Here is an 18,336-nt window from a genome sequence, read left to right as displayed (position 1 = left end):
CAGATCGCGGCCGCACACGCAAGAACGCCTTCCCGGACAACGGTCCTGGACCGGTTCGTATGCGGAACATCCGTCCGGTTAGGCTCATGACATGCATGCCTGGCCCGCTTCCGAGGTCCCCGCCCTGCCTGGACAGGGCCGCGACCTGAGGATCCACGACACCGCGACCGAGGGGCTCGTCACCCTCGATCCCGGCCCCGTCGCCCGTATCTACGTCTGCGGCATCACCCCGTACGACGCGACCCACATCGGTCACGCGGCGACCTACAACGCGTTCGACCTCGTGCAGCGCGTGTGGCTCGACACCAAGCGGCAGGTTCACTACGTCCAGAACGTGACGGACGTCGACGATCCGCTTCTTGAGCGTGCGACGAGGGACGACATCGACTGGGCCGCGCTCGCCGAGAAGGAGACCGCCCTCTTCCGCGAGGACATGACCGCCCTGCGGATGCTGCCCCCGCGGCACTACATCGGCGCCGTCGAGGCGATACCCGGCATCATCCCGCTCGTCGAGCGGCTGCGGGACGCCGGCGCCGCGTACGAACTCGAAGGCGACGTCTACTTCTCCGTCGAGGCCGACCCGCACTTCGGCGAGGTCTCGCGTCTGGACGCCGCGGCGATGCGGCTGCTGTCCGCCGAGCGCGGTGGCGATCCGGAGCGTGCGGGCAAGAAGAACCCGCTCGACCCGATGCTCTGGATGGCCGCCCGGGAGGGCGAGCCGAGCTGGGACGGCGGCTCGCTCGGCCGGGGCCGCCCCGGCTGGCACATCGAGTGCGTCGCCATCGCGCTCGACCACCTGGGCATGGGCTTCGACGTGCAGGGCGGCGGATCCGACCTCGTCTTCCCGCACCACGAGATGGGCGCCTCCCACGCGCAGGCACTGAGCGGCGAATTCCCCTTCGCCAAGGCGTATGTGCACGCGGGCATGGTCGCGCTCGACGGCGAGAAGATGTCGAAGTCCAAGGGCAACCTGGTCTTCGTGTCGACGTTGCGGCGTGACGGAGTCGACCCGGCCGCCATCCGGCTCGCCCTGCTCGCGCACCACTACCGGGCGGACTGGGAGTGGACCGATCAGGTCCTGGAGGAGGCTCTCGCGCGGCTCGGCCGCTGGCGCGCCGCCGTGTCACGGCCCGACGGGCCGCCCGCCGAGGCGCTCGTGGAGGAGATCCGCGAGGCCCTCGCGGAGGACCTGGACGCCCCGGCGGCGCTCAGGGCCGTCGACCGCTGGGCCGCCCGCCAGCAGGAACAGGGCGGTACCGACGAGGGCGCCCCCGGTGTCGTATCGCGTGCCGTGGACGCGCTCCTCGGCGTGGCCCTGTAAGCCGCCGCACGCGGCCGGTCGCCGGGTGGGACCTTTCCCGCCCGGCGCCCGTGCGTCCGAGCCGCCTCGCCTGGCCCCTCCTCTCCCACCCCTGACTTCGCCAACTGGGTTTGACTGCAGGCATATTGGCCTGCGGAGAGGACCTTTATGTGATGGGGTGACAAGGTCTGTTGACCATCTGGCCGACCCCCGGGTCGGCCCCTTTGCGTAAGGACGCATCATGGACCGTTCCTTCGCACGTCGAAGACTTCTCACCACAGCCGCGGCCGTGGGAGGCGCGGCACTCCTGGGCGGCACCGCACACGCCGCCGGCACGACCCGCGGAGCCGAACAGCCCTGGCCCACCCGGTTCTTGTTGCCGGGTGGCTTCCAGCCCGAGGGCATAGCCATCGGCTCCCGCCCCTACGGGTACTTCGGATCCCTCGCGAACGGCGACATCTACCGGGCGAGCCTGGCCACCGGGCGCGGTGCCGTCATCAGCAAGGGCCTCGGGGCCGGACACCCCTCCATCGGGCTGAAGATCGACCGGTACGGCAGGCTCTTCGTCGCCGGCGGACCGAGCGGCGAGCTACGGACCGTCGACGCCCGCAGCGGCGAGCTCGAGAAGGTGTACGCCGTCGGGGGCACCTTTGTGAACGATGTGATCCTCACGCCGGATGCCGCCTGGTTCACCGACTCGTTCGCGCCACGGCTCTACCGGCTCTCGCTGGGCAGGCACGGCACGCCCGGAGCTGTCACCACCGTGCCGCTGAGCGGCGACTGGGAGCAGGGAACCGACTTCACCGCCAACGGCGTCGAGCGCACGCCGGACGGCAGCGCCCTGCTCGTGGTGAACGCCTTCGCGGACGGCGGCACTCTGATGCGGGTCGACCCCGGCACCGGGGCCGCCCGCGCGGTCGACCTGGGCGCGGCCAAACTGCCCAACGGGGATGGCCTGTTGCTTCTCGGACGGATCCTCTACGTCGTTCAGCAGCAGCAGAACGCGATCGACGTGTTCCGGCTGAACGCCTCCGGGACCAAGGGCACGGCGATCACCCGGATCACCGACCCGCGCTTCAGGATCCCGACGACGGTCGCGGCCTGGGGGGACCGGCTGTATCTGCCGAACGCCCGCTTCGACGTCGAGGTGCCGACCCCGGACACGGAGTACGACGTGGTGGCGGTGCCGAAGGCCTGACTGGTCGAAGGACCGACCGCTGCGGAACCGACCGCTGCGGAACCGACCGAGCGGAAGCAACCGAGCGGAACCGACCGAGGGTGGTGCGCGCGGTGCGCACCACCCTCGGTCGCTTCAGTCCTCCGAAGAGCCCTCGGCGGAGCCGTCGTCGGTGGGGTCGGCGGGATCCGGCCGCTGCGGCTTCGGCGGCCGGGTGCGGTCGGTCGGGTTGTCACGGAGGTACGAGGCGGAGTCGCCGCTCTCCGTGGCGTGCCCGCCGGTCTGGCCGGCCGGGCCGCCGCCGTCCCGTCTGCGCAGATAGCGCTCGAACTCGCGGGCGATCGCCTCGCCCGACGCCTCGGGCAGCTCGGCGGTGTCCCGGGCCTCCTCCAGCGACTGCACGTACTCGGCGACCTCACTGTCCTCGGCGGCCAGCTGGTCCACGCCCAGCTGCCACGCCCGCGCGTCCTCGGGCAGCTCGCCCAGCGGAATGCGCAGGTCGATGAGGTCCTCCAGACGGTTGAGGAGGGCCAGCGTCGCCTTCGGGTTCGGCGGCTGCGACACATAGTGCGGCACGGCCGCCCACAACGACACCGCCGGTACGCCCGCGTGTGTGCACGCCTCCTGGAGGATGCCGACGATGCCCGTCGGACCCTCGTACTTGGTCTCCTCCAGCTCCATGGTGCGGGCCAGGTCCGCGTCGGACGTGACCCCGCTGACGGGGACGGGACGCGTGTGCGGGGTGTCACCGAGCAGGGCGCCCAGGATCACCACCAGCTCCACGCCCAGCTCATGCGCGAAGCCCAGCAACTCGTTGCAGAACGAGCGCCAGCGCATGGACGGCTCGATACCGCGGACCAGTACCAGGTCCCGCGGCTTGTCGCCGCCGACCCGGACCACCGAGAGCCGGGTCGTGGGCCACGTGATCTTGCGAACGCCGCCGTCCAGCCACACGGTGGGACGGTTCACCTGGAAGTCGTAGTAGTCCTCGGCGTCCAGAGCCGCGAAGACCTCGCCCTTCCATTCCCTGTCGAGATGCGCGACCGCGGTGGAAGCGGCGTCGCCGGCGTCGTTCCAGCCCTCGAACGCGGCCACCATGACCGGGTCGACCAGCTCGGGAACCCCCTCGAGCTCGATCACCCAGCGCCTCCTTCCGACGTGCCCTCGCGTACGCCCCAACCTTACGGCGTACGGACGGGGCTCCCGCATCCCCCTTGCGCGGGGTAGTGAACGGATCACTGCCCCAAGAGCCACCCCGGAACACCCTTCCCAGTGGTCCGAGCTGTCTCTGACGCGCTCACAAGGTGCTGCGCAGCCACTGCTCCACGCTCGCGATGTGCACCGTCGCCCAGGAGCGGGCCGCTTCCGCGTCCCGGTCGCGCAGGGCCGTGAGGATCGCGCGGTGCTCGTGCAGGGTGCGGCTGACCGCGTCCTCCTGGGTCAGGCCGCGCCAGATGCGGGCCCGCGTGGTCGGACCGGAGAGGCCGTCGAGAAGCGAGCAGAGCACGGAGTTGCCGGAGCTCTGCACGATGCCCCGGTGGAACTCCAGGTCGCAGGCGACGAGCTCCTCCACCGAGGGCTCGTCGCCCAGCGCGTCCAACTGGGCGGTCAGCGCGTCCAGTTGCTGTGCGCTGATGCGCGAGGCGGCCATCGCGGTCGCGGCGGGCTCCAGGATGCGGCGTACCGCGAGGAACTCCAGGACCGTGTCGTCGCGGTGGAAGTCGACGACGAAGCTCAGCGCCTCCAGCAGGAGCTGCGGGTCCAGGCTGGTGACGTACGTGCCGTCACCCTGCCGTACGTCCAGGATGCGGATCAGGGAGAGCGCGCGGACGGCCTCCCGCAGGGAGTTGCGGGACAGGCCCAGATCGGAGGCGAGCTCGCTCTCCTTGGGGAGCCGGTCGCCGGGGCTCAGCGCGCCGGAGACGATCATTCCCTTGATCTTCTCGATCGCCTCATCGGTGACTGCCATGGCGGGCCTCCCTGTCGCTCAGACATCCGATGTCTCATTATGGGGGCTTCGACCGTACAGGTGAGGCCCGTGCGGGTGATCACCCCTGCATGCCGGAGGGGCGGCTCCACCGCGGGGAAGCCGCCCCTCCGGCGAGGCACTCGCCGTGCCCGCGCCCATTTCTTCGCGCCTCCTACTCCCTGCGCCTACTTCTTGTCGAGCAGATCCTGCACCTCGGCGCGGACCTCGTCCGTCGCGAGCCCGCGGATCGTCAGCGTCGTGCGGCGCCGCAGCACGTCGTCCGCCGTCTCGGCCCACTCGTTGTCCCGGGCGTAGACGACCTGCGCCCAGATCTCCGGGGCATCCGGGTGGACGCGCTCGCCCAGCCGCGGGTCGTCGTTCGCGAGACGCGCGATGTCGAAGGCCAGCGAACCGTAGTGCGTCGCCAGATGCCTGGCGGTGTCGGCGGCCATGCGCGGGCCGGGGGCCGGGCCGTCGACGAGGAGGCGGTGCGCGACCGCGCGCGGGTTGGCGACACCGGGCAGCGGCAGCCTCTTGGGCAGCGCGGAGATCGGCTCGAAGTCCTCGCCGAGCGGCCGGCCAGGCAGCGCCTGAAGCTTCTTCATGACCGTACGGCCGATATGACGGAACGTCGTCCACTTGCCGCCCGCGACGGACAGCATGCCGCCGCGGCCTTCGGTGACGACCGTCTCGCGCTTGGCCGTCGACGTGTCGCCGGGGCCGCCGGGCAGGACGCGCAGACCCGCGAACGAGTACGTGATCAGATCGCGGGACAGCTGCTGGTCGCGGATCGAGAACGCGGCCTCGTCCAGTATCTGTGCGATGTCCTTCTCGTCGACCGCGACGTCCGCCGGGTCGCCCTCGTAGGCCTCGTCGGTCGTGCCGAGCAGCAGCATGTCCTCCCAGGGGAGGGCGAAGGTGATGCGGTACTTGTCTATCGGAGTCGCCAGCGCGGCCTTCCACGGCGACGTCCGCTTGAGGACCAGGTGCGCGCCCTTCGACAGGCGGATGGACGGCGCCGCGTTCGCGTCCTCCATTCGGCGCAGGTGGTCGACCCACGGGCCGGTGGCGTTGAGCACCAGCCGCGCCGAGACCCCGAACTCGCTGCCGTCGAGGCGGTCGCGCAGCTCCGCACCGGTCACCCGCCCCCGGGTGAAGCGCAGTCCGGTGACCTCGGCGTGGTTGAGGACGACGGCACCCGACTCGACGGCAGCGCGGACCGTCATCAGGGCCATCCGGGAGTCGTTCATCTGGTCGTCGCCGTACACGGCCACGGCCCTGAGGTTGTCCGTCCGCAGCTCGGGGACGTCCTGCGCGGCCTTCGACGGGCTCAGCAGATGCCCCACACCGTCGCCGAAGGCCGACAGCGCCGAGTACGCGAACACACCGGCGCCCAGCTTCGCCGCGCCGTGCGGCCCGCCCTTGTACACGGGGAGGTAGAAGGTGAGCGGGTTCGCCAGGTGGGGGGCCACCTGGCGGGAGACCGCACGGCGCTCGAAGTGGTTCTCCGCGACCAGCTTCACCGCGCCGGTCTGCAGATAGCGCAGACCGCCGTGGAGGAGCTTCGAGGAGGCGGAGGAGGTGGCACCGGCGAAGTCGCCGGCGTCGACCAGCGCCACCCGCAGCCCGGACTGCGCGGCATGCCAGGCGGTGGAGATGCCCAGGATGCCGCCGCCGATGACGAGGAGGTCGTACGCCGCCTGGGAAAGCTGCTCCCGGGCCTCGGCGCGGCTCGCTGCCCTGGTACGGAACACAGCGGAGCCGGAGGCCGGGTGCGTACCAGGGGCAGGTACGGACTGCAGGGTGGACTGACTGGTCATACGGGTTCTTACTCCTCGTCAGTTCTCGTCTTCGAGCCAGCCCATGGTCCGTTCCACGGCCTTGAGCCAGCTCTTGTACTCGCGGTCGCGGGCTTCCGCGGCCATGTTGGGAGTCCACTCGGCGGCGCGGCGCCAGTTGGCGCGCAGGTCGTCGGTGGTGGACCAGAAGCCGACGGCGAGACCGGCGGCGTAGGCGGCACCGAGGCATGTGGTCTCGGCGACCATCGGGCGCACCACGGGGGCGTCCAGGAAGTCCGAGAGCGTCTGCATCAGCAGGTTGTTGGAGGTCATGCCGCCGTCGACCTTGAGGGCCGCGAGCTCGACGCCGGAGTCCTTCGTCATGGCGTCGGTGATCTCACGGGTCTGCCAGGCGGTGGCCTCCAGGACGGCGCGCGCGAGGTGCGCCTTCGTGACGTACCGGGTGAGGCCGGCGATCACACCGCGGGCGTCGGAGCGCCAGTACGGGGCGAACAGGCCGGAGAAGGCCGGCACGAAGTAGGCGCCGCCGTTGTCCTCGACCGAGAGCGCCAGCGTCTCGATCTCGGCGGCGGTGCTGATCAGGCCCATCTGGTCACGCATCCACTGCACCAGCGAACCGGTGACGGCGATGGAGCCCTCCAGGGCGTAGACCGGCTTCTCGTCGCCGATCCGGTAGCCGACCGTGGTCAGCAGGCCGTTGTACGAGTTGACCGGCTTCTCACCGGTGTTCATCAGCAGGAAGGTGCCGGTGCCGTACGTCGACTTGGCCTCGCCCTCGGAGAAGCAGGTCTGGCCGAACAGGGCCGCCTGCTGGTCGCCGAGCGCGGACGCGACGGGGATGCCGCCGAGGATGTCGCCGAGCTTGCCGCCCGTGACCGCGCCGTACACCTCGGCGGAGGAGCGGATCTCGGGCAGCATCTGCCGCGGCACGCCGATGGAGTCGCAGATCTTCTCGTCCCACTCCATCGTGTGCAGGTTCATGAGGAGGGTGCGGGAGGCGTTGGTGACGTCCGTGACGTGGTGGCCGCCGTTGACGCCTCCGGTCAGGTTCCAGATGACCCAGGAGTCCATGGTGCCGAAGAGGATGTCGCCCGCCTCGGCGCGCTCCCGCAGCCCCTCGACGTTGTCGAGCAGCCAGCGCGCCTTCGGACCCGCGAAGTACGAGGCGAGGGGCAGGCCCGTCTCACGGCGGAAGCGGTCCTGGCCCACGTTGCGGCCGAGTTCCTTGCAGAGGGCGTCGGTGCGGGTGTCCTGCCAGACGATGGCGTTGTGGACCGGCTCACCGCTGTTCTTGTCCCAGAGCAGCGTGGTCTCACGCTGGTTGGTGATGCCGATGGCCTTGATGTCGTCTCGGGTGATGCCGGCCTTCTCGATGGCTCCGGCGACGACCTCCTGGACGTTGGTCCAGATCTCGGCGGCGTTGTGCTCGACCCAGCCCGGCTTCGGGAAGATCTGCTCGTGCTCTTTCTGGTCGACGGAGACGATGCGGCCGTCCCGGTCGAAGACGATGCAGCGGCTGGAGGTGGTGCCCTGGTCGATGGCGGCGATGAACGGCCCGGCGGTGTGCGCGTCGGTCACGGTGTGCTCCTGAAGTCCGTGGTAAAGGGCCGGCTTACGGCGTACTGCCTGCGGCTCTGAGCGGGCGTGTGGCTCTGAGTGGGCTTATGGCTCCGAGCGGACGTATGGCTCCGAGCGGACGTGTGGCCTTAAGCAAAAGCGACGTTGTAGAGGCCCGCGGCGATCGCTCCGCCGATCAGCGGACCGACGACCGGGACCCAGGCGTAGCCCCAGTCGGAGCCGCCCTTGTTGGGCAGGGGCAGCAGCGCGTGCACGATGCGGGGACCGAGGTCACGGACCGGGTTGATCGCGTAGCCGGTCGGCCCGCCGAGGGAGAGACCGATGCCGGCGACCACGAGCGCGGTGATCAGCGCGCCCAGGGGGCCGAGTCCCTTGCCGCTGTCGTTCAGGCCCTGGGTGAGAATCGCGATCACCAGCACGAACGTGCCGATGATCTCTGTGGCGAGGTTCTGCACCGCGTTCCGGATCTCCGGGCCGGTGGAGAAGATGCCGAGCACCGGGCCGGCCTCGGCCTCCTGGGCCTCGACGGACTTGGTGTCCTGGGCGCCGGGGCCGCCGACGATCTCGCGGTCGGTGAGGTGGGCTTGGAACTGGCCGTAGTAGGTGATCCAGACCAGGACCGCACCGATCATGGCGCCGAGTATCTGGCCCGCGAAGTAGACGGGGACGTTGTCCCAGTCACCGTCCTTGATCGCGATGCCGACGGTGACGGCCGGGTTCAGGTGGGCACCGGAGATCGGCCCTGTCGTGTAGGCGGCCGTGAGCACCGCGAAGGCCCACCCGAAGATGATGGCGACCCACCCGGCGTTGCGTGCCTTCGAGGCCTTCAGCGTGACGGCGGCACAGACGCCGCCTCCGAGCAGGATGAGTATGGCGGTACCGATGGTCTCGCCGATGAAGATGTCGGAGCTGGACACCCGCGACTCCTTTGTCCTTCGTCCAGGGGAAGGCGAACCCCGGGTCCCTCCGGTGGTCCGTGCCCTCGGTTGAGGGCGATGCCGGCCCGTGGCGTTGCCACACTCTAGCGCTTATTGCCGGTAGGTGTTCGACAATGCCGACCGATGGACGGGAGTCTTGCCCCGGGGGCAGTGGCACGTCAAGGGTCCCGATATCGAAAAAACGATCGTTCTTGATCGTCGCGAGCTATCGATCTTGAGGCGGGCGAGCGATTCCGGGGCGCGCGGCGCCCCGGTCGCTCAGAACCAACCGGCGCCCAGGTCCCGCGACACGGCGCGGGCACAGTCGCGTACCGCCGCGATCAGCCCGGCACGCATTTCCCCGTCCGCGCAGACCCGCTCCACGGCCCCGGTGACGGCCACCGCACCGACCGGCATCCGCCGCCGGTCGTGGATGGGCGCGGCGACGGACGCTATGCCCTCCCAGGTCTCCTCCACATCGGCCGCGTACCCGCGCGCCCGGGTGAGGTCGAGGACGCCCTCGAGCGCGTCCAGGTCGCTGATCGTGCGCGCCGTGAACTCCTTGCGCTCGGCCTCCATGAGCTCACTGTGCGCCACCGGGTCGTAGGCCGACAGCACCTTGCCCAGGGCCGTGGAGTGCAGCGGCTGCATCGCGCCCACCTCCAGCACCTGACGGCTGTCGTCGGGCCGGAAGACGTGGTGCACGATCAGCACGCCGTGCTGGTGAAGGACACCGAGGTAGACGCTCTCGCCGCTGGAGCGGGCCAGGTCGTCGGTCCATACGAGGGCACGCGAGCGCAACTCGTGGACGTCCAAATACGTGGTGCCCAGCCGCAGCAGTTCCGCGCCCAGCTGGTAGCGGCCGGAAGCGGCGTCCTGCTCGACGAAGCCCTCCTGCTGGAGCGTGCGCAGTATGCCGTGGGCCGTGCCCTTGGCGAGACCGAGCGAGGAGGCGATGTCCGAGAGACCGAGCCGTCGCTCACCGCCGCCGAGCAGCCGCAGCATCGCGGCCGCCCGTTCGAGCGACTGGATGTTCCGTGCCATCGCAGTCCTGCCTTCCGTCCCCTTCGGCTGTCGACTACGGGCTCCCGTGGCGCCGTTCGACAATGCTGAACACTATCGGTCGTTGCCGACCTCCCGCTAATAGGTGGCCCCCAGGTTTCGGCCTAATATCCACCGGCGCGGTGTCCGCCGTGCCTACCCAACACCTCCACCGCGTCCCTCCAAGCTCTCCGCCGCGTCCGCCACACCCGTCCGCCTCGTGGACCCCCCGACCATCCGGCGCCGCTCCCGGCTACCCTGGCGAGGTGCGCCTTCCACCGGAAGAAGACGCATAGCCGACAGCCGTCGCACCCCAGGGAGCTCTCTTCATGGCCTCGTCGCCAACCCCTTCCGCTGACAGCCGGACCCGTGCCGCCGCCCTCCGAGATGCGCTCGCCACCCGCGTGGTGGTGGCGGACGGCGCCATGGGCACGATGCTCCAGGCCCAGGACCCGACACTCGAGGACTTCGAGAACCTCGAGGGCTGCAACGAAATCCTGAATCTCACGCGCCCCGACATCGTCCGGTCCGTCCACGAGGAGTACTTCGCCGTAGGCGTGGACTGCGTCGAGACGAACACCTTCGGGGCGAACCACTCCGCGATGGCGGAGTACGACATCTCCGACCGTGTCTTCGAACTGTCCGAGGCGGGAGCCCGTATCGCCCGCGAGGCGGCGGACGAGTTCGGCGGTCGTGACGGCCGTCAGCGCTGGGTGCTCGGCTCGATCGGTCCCGGCACCAAGCTGCCGACCCTCGGCCACGTCGCTTACGGCACGCTGCGCGACGGCTTCCAGGCGAATGCCGAGGGCCTGATCGCCGGCGGCGCGGACGCCCTGCTGGTGGAGACCACGCAGGACCTGCTGCAGACGAAGGCCTCCGTGCTGGGCGCGCGGCGGGCCCTGGAAGCGACCGGGGCGAACCTGCCGCTGCTCGTCTCGATGGCGTTCGAGACCACCGGCACCATGCTGCTCGGCTCTGAGATCGGTGCGGCGCTGACCGCGCTGGAGCCGCTGGGCATCGACATGATCGGCCTCAACTGCTCGACCGGTCCCGCCGAGATGAGCGAGCACCTGCGCTATCTCACACGCCACTCCCGCATTCCGCTGCTGTGCATGCCGAACGCCGGCCTGCCGGTGCTCACCAAGGACGGCGCGCACTTCCCGCTGGACGCCGAAGGGCTGGCCGACGCGCAGGAGAACTTCGTCCGCGAGTACGGGCTGTCCCTGGTGGGCGGCTGCTGCGGTACGACGCCAGAGCATCTGCGGCAGCTCGTGGAGCGGGTCCACGGTGCCACGCCCACCGAGCGGCACCCCCAGCCCGAGCCCGGCGCCGCCTCCCTCTACCAGACTGTCCCGTTCCGCCAGGACACCGCGTACATGGCGATCGGCGAGCGCACCAACGCCAACGGCAGCAAGAAGTTCCGCGAGGCCATGCTGGACGCCCGCTGGGACGACTGCGTCGAGATGGCCCGCGACCAGATCCGTGAAGGCGCGCACATGCTCGACCTGTGCGTCGACTACGTGGGCCGCGACGGTGTCGCCGACATGGAGGAGCTGGCCGGCCGCTTCGCCACCGCGTCCACGCTGCCCATCGTCCTGGACTCCACGGAAGTCGACGTCATCAAGGCGGGGCTGGAGAAGCTGGGCGGCCGCGCGGTCATCAACTCCGTCAACTACGAGGACGGCGACGGCCCCGAGTCGCGCTTCGCGAAGGTCACGAAGCTCGCCCAGGAGCACGGCGCCGCGCTGATCGCGCTGACCATCGACGAGGAGGGCCAGGCCCGTACGCCCGAGAAGAAGGTCGAGATCGCCGAGCGGCTCATCGCCGACCTGACGGGCAACTGGGGCATCCACGAGTCGGACATCCTCATCGACACCCTGACCTTCACCATCTGCACGGGCCAGGAGGAGTCCCGGGGCGACGGCATCGCCACCATCGAGGCGATCCGCGAACTGAAGCGGCGTCACCCGGACGTACAGACCACGCTCGGCCTGTCCAACATCTCCTTCGGCCTCAACCCGGCCGCCCGCATCCTGCTCAACTCGGTCTTCCTCGACGAGTGCGTCAAGGCGGGCCTGGACTCGGCGATCGTGCACGCGAGCAAGATCCTGCCGATCGCCCGCTTCGACGAGGAGCAGGTCACCACCGCCCTCGACCTCATCTACGACCGTCGCTCCGAGGGGTATGACCCCCTTCAGAAGCTGATGGAGCTCTTCGAGGGCGCGACCACCAAGTCCCTGAAGGCCGGAAGGGCCGAGGAGCTGGCCGCGCTGCCGCTGGAGGAGCGGCTCAAGCGGCGCATCATCGACGGGGAGAAGAACGGGCTCGAAGCCGACCTCGACGACGCGCTCAAGGACCGCCCGGCGCTCGACATCGTCAACGAGACCCTCCTCGAAGGCATGAAGGTCGTCGGTGAACTGTTCGGTTCCGGCCAGATGCAGCTGCCGTTCGTGCTCCAGTCCGCCGAGGTCATGAAGTCCGCGGTGGCCTATCTCGAACCGCACATGGAAAAGGTCGAGGGCGACGAGGGCAAGGGCACCATCGTGCTGGCGACCGTGCGCGGCGACGTGCACGACATCGGCAAGAACCTCGTCGACATCATCCTGTCCAACAACGGCTACAGCGTGGTGAACCTGGGCATCAAGCAGCCCGTCTCCGCGATCCTGGAGGCCGCCGAGGAGCACCGCGCCGACGTCATCGGCATGTCCGGTCTCCTGGTGAAGTCCACCGTGATCATGAAGGAGAACCTGGAGGAGCTCAACCAGCGCAAGATGGCGGCCGACTTCCCGGTGATCCTCGGCGGCGCGGCCCTGACCCGCGCGTACGTCGAGCAGGACCTGCACGAGATCTACGAGGGCGAAGTCCGCTACGCCCGCGACGCCTTCGAGGGCCTGCGCCTGATGGACGCCCTGATCGCCGTCAAGCGCGGGGTACCCGGCGCGACGCTGCCGGAGCTCAAGCAGCGCCGGGTGCGGGCGGCCTCCGCGCAGGTCGAGGAACGCCCGCAGGAAGAAGGCGCCGTCCGCTCGGACGTGGCGGTCGACAACCCCGTCCCCGAGCCGCCGTTCTGGGGTACCCGCGTCATCAAGGGCATCCAGCTCAAGGAGTACGCCTCCTGGCTGGACGAGGGTGCGCTGTTCAAGGGCCAGTGGGGTCTGAAGCAGGCACGCACGGGCGACGGACCCACGTACGAGGAACTGGTCGAAACCGATGGCCGCCCCCGGCTGCGCGGGCTGCTCGACAAGCTGCAGACCGACAACCTCCTCGAAGCGGCCGTGGTCTACGGCTACTTCCCCTGCGTGTCCAAGGACGACGACCTGATCCTCCTGGACGAGGCGGGCAACGAGCGCACCAGGTTCACCTTCCCGCGTCAGCGTCGCGGCCGCCGGCTGTGTCTCGCCGACTTCTTCCGGCCCGAGGAGTCGGGCGAGACGGACGTCGTCGGGCTGCAGGTCGTCACCGTCGGTTCGCGGATCGGCGAGGAGACGGCGAAGCTCTTCGAGTCCAACGCCTATCGCGACTACCTCGAACTGCACGGCCTGTCCGTGCAGTTGGCCGAGGCACTGGCGGAGTACTGGCACGCACGGGTGCGCTCGGAACTCGGCTTCGCCGGTGAGGACCCAGCCGAGATGGAGGACATGTTCGCGCTGAAATACCGCGGCGCCCGCTTCTCGCTCGGCTACGGAGCCTGCCCGAATCTGGAGGACCGCGCGAAGATTGCCGAGCTCCTGGAGCCCGAGCGGATCGGCGTGGAGCTCTCCGAGGAATTCCAGCTGCACCCGGAGCAGTCCACGGATGCCATCGTGATTCACCATCCCGAGGCGAAGTACTTCAACGCCCGCTAAGGGTGAGTTCACGCTGAGGCGGCCTTGCGAGGGCACGCTGAAACGGCCCCGCGCCGGATTCTCAGTGTGCCCTCGTGCAAGGCGATTAAACCGAGCACTTCCCCGACGAGAGTCGTAGACTGGTCGGTCCAGCGCAGGCCGGTTCCCTTTGGGGAGCCGGCCTTCTCGTCCCTCTTGGAGGTGTGCCCGGATGACCAGTACGGTCCCCGCACTCGGTACCCGTACGGCCGAAGGCTCAGCCCTGCAGGCCGTGCTCCTCGACATGGACGGAACCCTGGTGGACACCGAGGGCTTCTGGTGGGACGCCGAGGTCGAGGTGTTCGCGCGCCTCGGCCACACGCTCGACGACTCATGGCGCCATGTCGTGGTCGGCGGTCCGATGACCCGCAGCGCGGGGTTCCTCATCGAGGCCACCGGAGCCGACATCACCCTGGCCGAACTCACCGTGCTGCTGAACGACGGGTTCGAGGACCGAATCGGCCGCGCCCTGCCGCTGATGCCGGGCGCCGCGCGGCTCCTGGCCGAGCTGGCCGCGCACGACATCCCGACCGCCCTGGTCTCCGCCTCGCACCGCCGCATCATCGACCGCGTACTGACCTCGCTCGGCCCGCGGAACTTCGCCCTGACGATCGCGGGCGACGAGGTCGAGCGCACCAAGCCGCACCCCGATCCGTACCTGCTGGCAGCCGCGGGGCTCGGCGCCGATCCGGTCAGATGCGCGGTCGTCGAGGACACCGCGACAGGTGTCACTGCCGCCGAGGCCGCCGGCTGTCATGTGGTGGCCGTGCCCTCCGTGGCGCCGATCGCTCCCGCCCACCGGCGTACCGTCGTGACCTCCCTGGAAGAGGTCGACCTGCCTTTTCTACGCGGTCTGATGGCGCCGTGATGAGGCCCATTGAGGCTTTGCCGAGCGCCTGACGACGGAAAAGCGCTCAACGTTGACCCAGGGTAAACAGTTGAATATGCGAAAAACTGCATGGTCATGCCATCGGATTAATTCGATCCTCGCCGGATGGCTGAATTCCACAACCTCTCCACCCTGTCGACGGTGTGACGTTCACCACCCACCGGCGGGTCGACAGGGGAGGTGCGGTGTGCAGTGACGCCCTTTCCGGGGGTGTTCGGCGTGCCCTTGTGTCCCATTTCGGGAGGCACTGAACGAATCCTTCCGCTGCCGGGTTCCGGTGCGTCCACGCCCGGTTCCAAAGCGTGATGGGAAGTCAACTCCAGTGCCTGCGAGACGTTCTGCCGCCGCGGACTAATCTCGTTCGCGAGAACATCGCCGTAACCCTGACGATCCGCGAGCGCCACCCCAGCCCGCCGGGTTCTCGGGATCGACAGCTCTGGAGAACTTCGAGCATGAACCGTAAGACTTTGGTGCTGCCGGCCGTGATGGGCCTGCTCGCGCCGGTCCTTGCCGCGTGCGGCGGGTCCGGCGGCGGGGCTCAGGGCGACGACGCCATCGTCGTGGGCACCACCGACCGGTTCGCCGCCTCGAAGGAGGCGCCGGCGCCGCTGGACCCGGCGTACGCGTACGACAACGCCCCCTGGAACGTCCTCCGTCAGACCGTCCAGACGCTGATGGCCACGCCCGACGGCGGTGGTGACCCCGAGCCGGAGGCCGCCCAGAAGTGCGGCTTCACCGACACCGGCAGCGAGCGTTACGCCTGCACCCTGCGCGAGGGCCTCAAGTTCGCGAACGGCGACCCCGTGACCGCGTCCGACGTGAAGTTCTCGATCGACCGCGCACTGCGCCTCAAGGCCGACAGCGGTGTCTTCGCGCTGCTCTCCACCATCGACACCGTCGAGACGCGCGGCGACCGTGAGGTGATCTTCCACCTCAAGACCGCCGACGCCACGTTCCCGTTCAAGCTGTCGACACCGGTCGCGGGCATCATCAACCCCGACGACTACGACAAGAACAGGCTGCGCGACGGCTTCTCGGTGGACGGCTCCGGTCCGTACACCCTCGACGCCACGGTCAAGAACGACGAAATCGTCAAGGCCGTCTTCACCAAGAACCCCCATTACAAGGGGCAGTTGGACGTCAGGAACGACAAGGTCGAGCTGCGCTACTTCGGCAGCTCGACCGCGATGGGCACAGCCCTCCAAAAGGGCGACATCAGCATGATGACCCGCACCATGTCGCCCCAGCAGATCAAGAAGCTCCAGAACGACAAGTCCACGGACATCAGCCTGATCGAGCAGCCCGGCCTGGAGATCCGCTACCTGGGTTTCAACACCAACGCCCCACAGGTGAAGACCAAGGCGGTCCGTCAGGCGGTGGCGCAGGTCATCAACCGGGGCGAGATCGTCTCCAAGGTGTACGGCACCGGCGCCGACCCGCTCTACTCGATGGTGCCGGCGAGCCTCACGGGCCACTCCAACTCGTTCTTCAACGAGTACGGCAACCCCAGCACCGACAAGGCCGCAGCCCTCCTGGCCAAGGCGAACGTCACCACGCCGGTGAAGCTGACGCTGCACTACACGACCGACCACTACGGCCCGGCCACCAAAGACGAGTTCGAGCTGCTGCAGAAGCAGCTGAACGACAGCGGTCTGTTCGACGTCGACATCAAGGGCGAGAAGTGGACGACGTACCGCCCGAAGGAGCAGAAAGGCGAGTACGGGATCTTCGGCATGGGCTGGTTCCCGGACTTCCCCGACGCCGACAACTACCTCGCGCCGTTCCTCGACAAGAACAACACCATCAACTCGCCCTACGCGAACAAGGAGATCCGCGACGACCTGATCCCCCAGTCCCGCCGTGAGGCCGACCGGCTCAGCGCGTCGAAGAGCATCGAGGAGATCCAGACCATCGTCGCCCAGGACGTTCCCCTGCTGCCGGTGTGGCAGGGCAACCAGTACGTCGCCGCACGCAGCGACATCACCGGCGCCGAACGGGCCCTCAACTCCTCCGCGACGCTGCAGCTGTGGGAGCTCGGCCAAGGCGTCCGCAGTTGACCACTGCAGAGCCAGCGACTGACCGGACTTCGAGACCAACGACAAGGCACACGCACGTGAACAAGCGCACCAAGAGGGCTGCTCTGCCCGTCGCGGCGGGGCTGGCCGCCGGCCTGCTGACCGGCTGCGGCTCAGGGTCGGACGACTCCGGGGAATCCGGCTCGTCCGTCGTCATGGGGATGACCGACGCCGTGCAGGCCACGGACCCCGCATCGGGCTACGACCCTGGTTCCTGGCTCCTCTTCAACAACGTCTTCCAGTCCCTGCTGAGCTTCCCCAAGGGGGGCACGGAGCCGGAGCCGGAGGCTGCCCAGGCCTGCTCCTTCACGGACACTCAGACCAAGGTCTACAAGTGCACCCTGCGCGACGGTCTGAAGTTCAGCAACGGTGACCCGCTCACCTCGGAGGACGTCAAGTTCTCCTTCGACCGCATGATGAAGATCGACGACGCCAACGGCCCCGCGATCATGTTCCCCATGCTGGACAAGGTGGAGACCCCGGACGAGGAGACGGTCGTCTTCAGACTGAAGGTCGCCGACGCCACCTTCCCCAGCAAGATCGCCTCCGGCGCCGGCTCGATCGTGAACCACCGGTCCTACTCGGAGGACGAACTGAACGCCGACGGCGAGGCCGTCGGCTCCGGCCCCTACACGCTGGACTCCTTCGACAAGAACAAGGCCGTCTTCTCCGTCAACAAGAACTACAAGGGCACCGCCAAGGTGCAGAACGACGGCGTGACCCTCAAGTTCTTCCACGGCGACCGGAACCGCCTGAAGAAGGCACTCCTCGACAAGGAGATCGACGTCGCCTACCGCGGCCTCGCCGCCCAGGACATCGCGGACATCCAGAAGGACACGACCAACAGCCAGGACATCGACGTCATCGAGGGCTCCAGCGCCGAGGTGCAGCACCTGGTCTTCAACACCAAGGACCCGGTGGCGGGCAAGCTGAGCGTCCGCAAGGCGATCGCCTATCTGCTCGACCGTGAGGCCCTGGTCAACCAGGTCTACGAGTCCACGGCGACGCCGCTGTACTCGATCATCCCGGCCGGCATCACGGCCCACAACACGGCCTTCTTCGACACCTATGGCTCCCGCCCGTCGAGCGACAAGGCCGAGGCCGCGCTGCGCGCCGACGGCATCACCGACAAGGTGAAGCTCACCCTCTGGTCGACACCGGCGCGCTACGGCCCGTCCACGGACCAGGAGTTCGAGGCGATAGCCAAGCAGCTCAACGCCAGCGGTCTGTTCGACGCCACGGTGAAGTCCGTCGCCTACGGCCAGTACGAGAAGGACATCGCGGCCGGCAAGTACGGCGTGTACGTGAAGGGTTGGGTACCCGACTACCCGGATCCGGACAACTTCACGGCCCCGTTCTTCGGCAAGGGCAACGTGCTGGGCAACAACTACACCAACAGCACCGTCACCGGGCAGCTCATCCCCGAGACCGCCGCCCAGAGCGACCGCTCGTCGACCGAGCAGCAGTACGGACGACTCCAGGACATCGTCGCCGAGCAGCTCCCGGTCATCCCGATCTGGCAGGCCAAGCAGTACGCGGTCGTCCACGACAACGTGTACGGCCTGGAGAACTGCCTCGACCCGTCGACCGTGTTCCGGTTCTGGGAGATCAGCAAGGACTGATCACCGGACACAAACGGCGATGGCCGCCCCCCTTCGAAGGGGGGCGGCCATCGCCGTATGACGGGTGCAAGCCAGGTGGCGGGATGGGCGGGCTGCTCGTCCGACG

At 68.8% G+C, this 18,336-nt stretch carries 12 protein-coding genes; 6 read left to right on the top strand and 6 right to left on the bottom strand.

The genetic code is table 11. From position 1 onward, the window contains the following. Positions 1–91: 91 nt before the first annotated feature. Together mshC and FGD71_RS32215 are read left to right on the top strand one after the other, a co-directional pair. Positions 92–1,321: a cysteine--1-D-myo-inosityl 2-amino-2-deoxy-alpha-D-glucopyranoside ligase gene (gene mshC, locus FGD71_RS32220; protein ID WP_119104090.1), complete on the top strand. Its 1,230-nt coding sequence runs from the start codon at positions 92–94 to the stop codon at positions 1,319–1,321. A gap of 220 nt (positions 1,322–1,541) precedes the next feature. Then, positions 1,542–2,498, top strand: a complete 957-nt coding sequence (locus tag FGD71_RS32215) for an SMP-30/gluconolactonase/LRE family protein (RefSeq protein WP_119104089.1) — start codon at positions 1,542–1,544, stop codon at positions 2,496–2,498. A gap of 114 nt (positions 2,499–2,612) precedes the next feature. Here the strand turns inward: FGD71_RS32215 and FGD71_RS32210 are convergent, their stop codons facing one another. The 6 genes from FGD71_RS32210 to FGD71_RS32185 all read right to left on the bottom strand — a co-directional run bounded on the left by FGD71_RS32210 (position 2,613) and on the right by FGD71_RS32185 (position 9,784). Further along, the gene (locus tag FGD71_RS32210; protein ID WP_119104088.1) at positions 2,613–3,617 is read right to left on the bottom strand and encodes a PAC2 family protein; all 1,005 of its coding nucleotides are present in this window, start codon (positions 3,615–3,617) and stop codon (positions 2,613–2,615) included. 157 nt (positions 3,618–3,774) lie between these two features. Further along, a complete protein-coding gene (locus FGD71_RS32205) occupies positions 3,775–4,446 on the bottom strand; it encodes a FadR/GntR family transcriptional regulator (RefSeq protein WP_119104087.1) in 672 nt (223 codons plus the stop codon). 185 nt (positions 4,447–4,631) lie between these two features. After that, on the bottom strand, positions 4,632–6,266 hold the full coding sequence (locus FGD71_RS32200) for a glycerol-3-phosphate dehydrogenase/oxidase (protein ID WP_119104086.1): 1,635 nt from the start codon (positions 6,264–6,266) through the stop codon (positions 4,632–4,634). 18 nt (positions 6,267–6,284) lie between these two features. Continuing rightward, positions 6,285–7,823 carry a glycerol kinase GlpK gene (glpK, locus tag FGD71_RS32195; protein ID WP_119104085.1) on the bottom strand — a complete coding sequence of 513 codons (1,539 nt, stop codon included), beginning with the start codon at positions 7,821–7,823 and terminating at the stop codon, positions 6,285–6,287. A gap of 128 nt (positions 7,824–7,951) precedes the next feature. Then, on the bottom strand, positions 7,952–8,740 hold the full coding sequence (locus tag FGD71_RS32190; protein WP_119104084.1) for an MIP/aquaporin family protein: 789 nt from the start codon (positions 8,738–8,740) through the stop codon (positions 7,952–7,954). Between the two features lie 279 nt (positions 8,741–9,019). Then, on the bottom strand, positions 9,020–9,784 hold the full coding sequence (locus tag FGD71_RS32185; RefSeq protein WP_119104083.1) for an IclR family transcriptional regulator: 765 nt from the start codon (positions 9,782–9,784) through the stop codon (positions 9,020–9,022). 326 nt (positions 9,785–10,110) lie between these two features. Between FGD71_RS32185 and metH the strand changes: the two genes are divergently transcribed. From metH to FGD71_RS32165, 4 genes are all read left to right on the top strand, one after another. Further along, positions 10,111–13,626, top strand: coding sequence for a methionine synthase (metH, locus tag FGD71_RS32180; protein ID WP_119104082.1), 3,516 nt, complete (start codon positions 10,111–10,113; stop codon positions 13,624–13,626). Positions 13,627–13,816: 190 nt separating this feature from the next. Continuing rightward, positions 13,817–14,512: an HAD family hydrolase gene (locus tag FGD71_RS32175; protein WP_119104081.1), complete on the top strand. Its 696-nt coding sequence runs from the start codon at positions 13,817–13,819 to the stop codon at positions 14,510–14,512. Between the two features lie 473 nt (positions 14,513–14,985). Then, a complete protein-coding gene (locus tag FGD71_RS32170) occupies positions 14,986–16,590 on the top strand; it encodes an ABC transporter substrate-binding protein (RefSeq protein ID WP_119104080.1) in 1,605 nt (534 codons plus the stop codon). Between the two features lie 56 nt (positions 16,591–16,646). Next, entirely contained in the window at positions 16,647–18,230 is a 1,584-nt protein-coding gene (locus FGD71_RS32165; RefSeq protein WP_119104079.1) for an ABC transporter substrate-binding protein, read from the top strand. Positions 18,231–18,336 lie beyond the last annotated feature (106 nt).

The sequence above is a fragment of the Streptomyces sporangiiformans genome (assembly GCF_005768555.2).
In the GTDB taxonomy this organism is placed as follows: Bacteria; Actinomycetota; Actinomycetes; order Streptomycetales; family Streptomycetaceae; genus Streptomyces; species Streptomyces sporangiiformans.
Note: the sequence above shows the minus strand (reverse complement) of the source record. Positions and strands in the feature narration are given on the sequence as shown.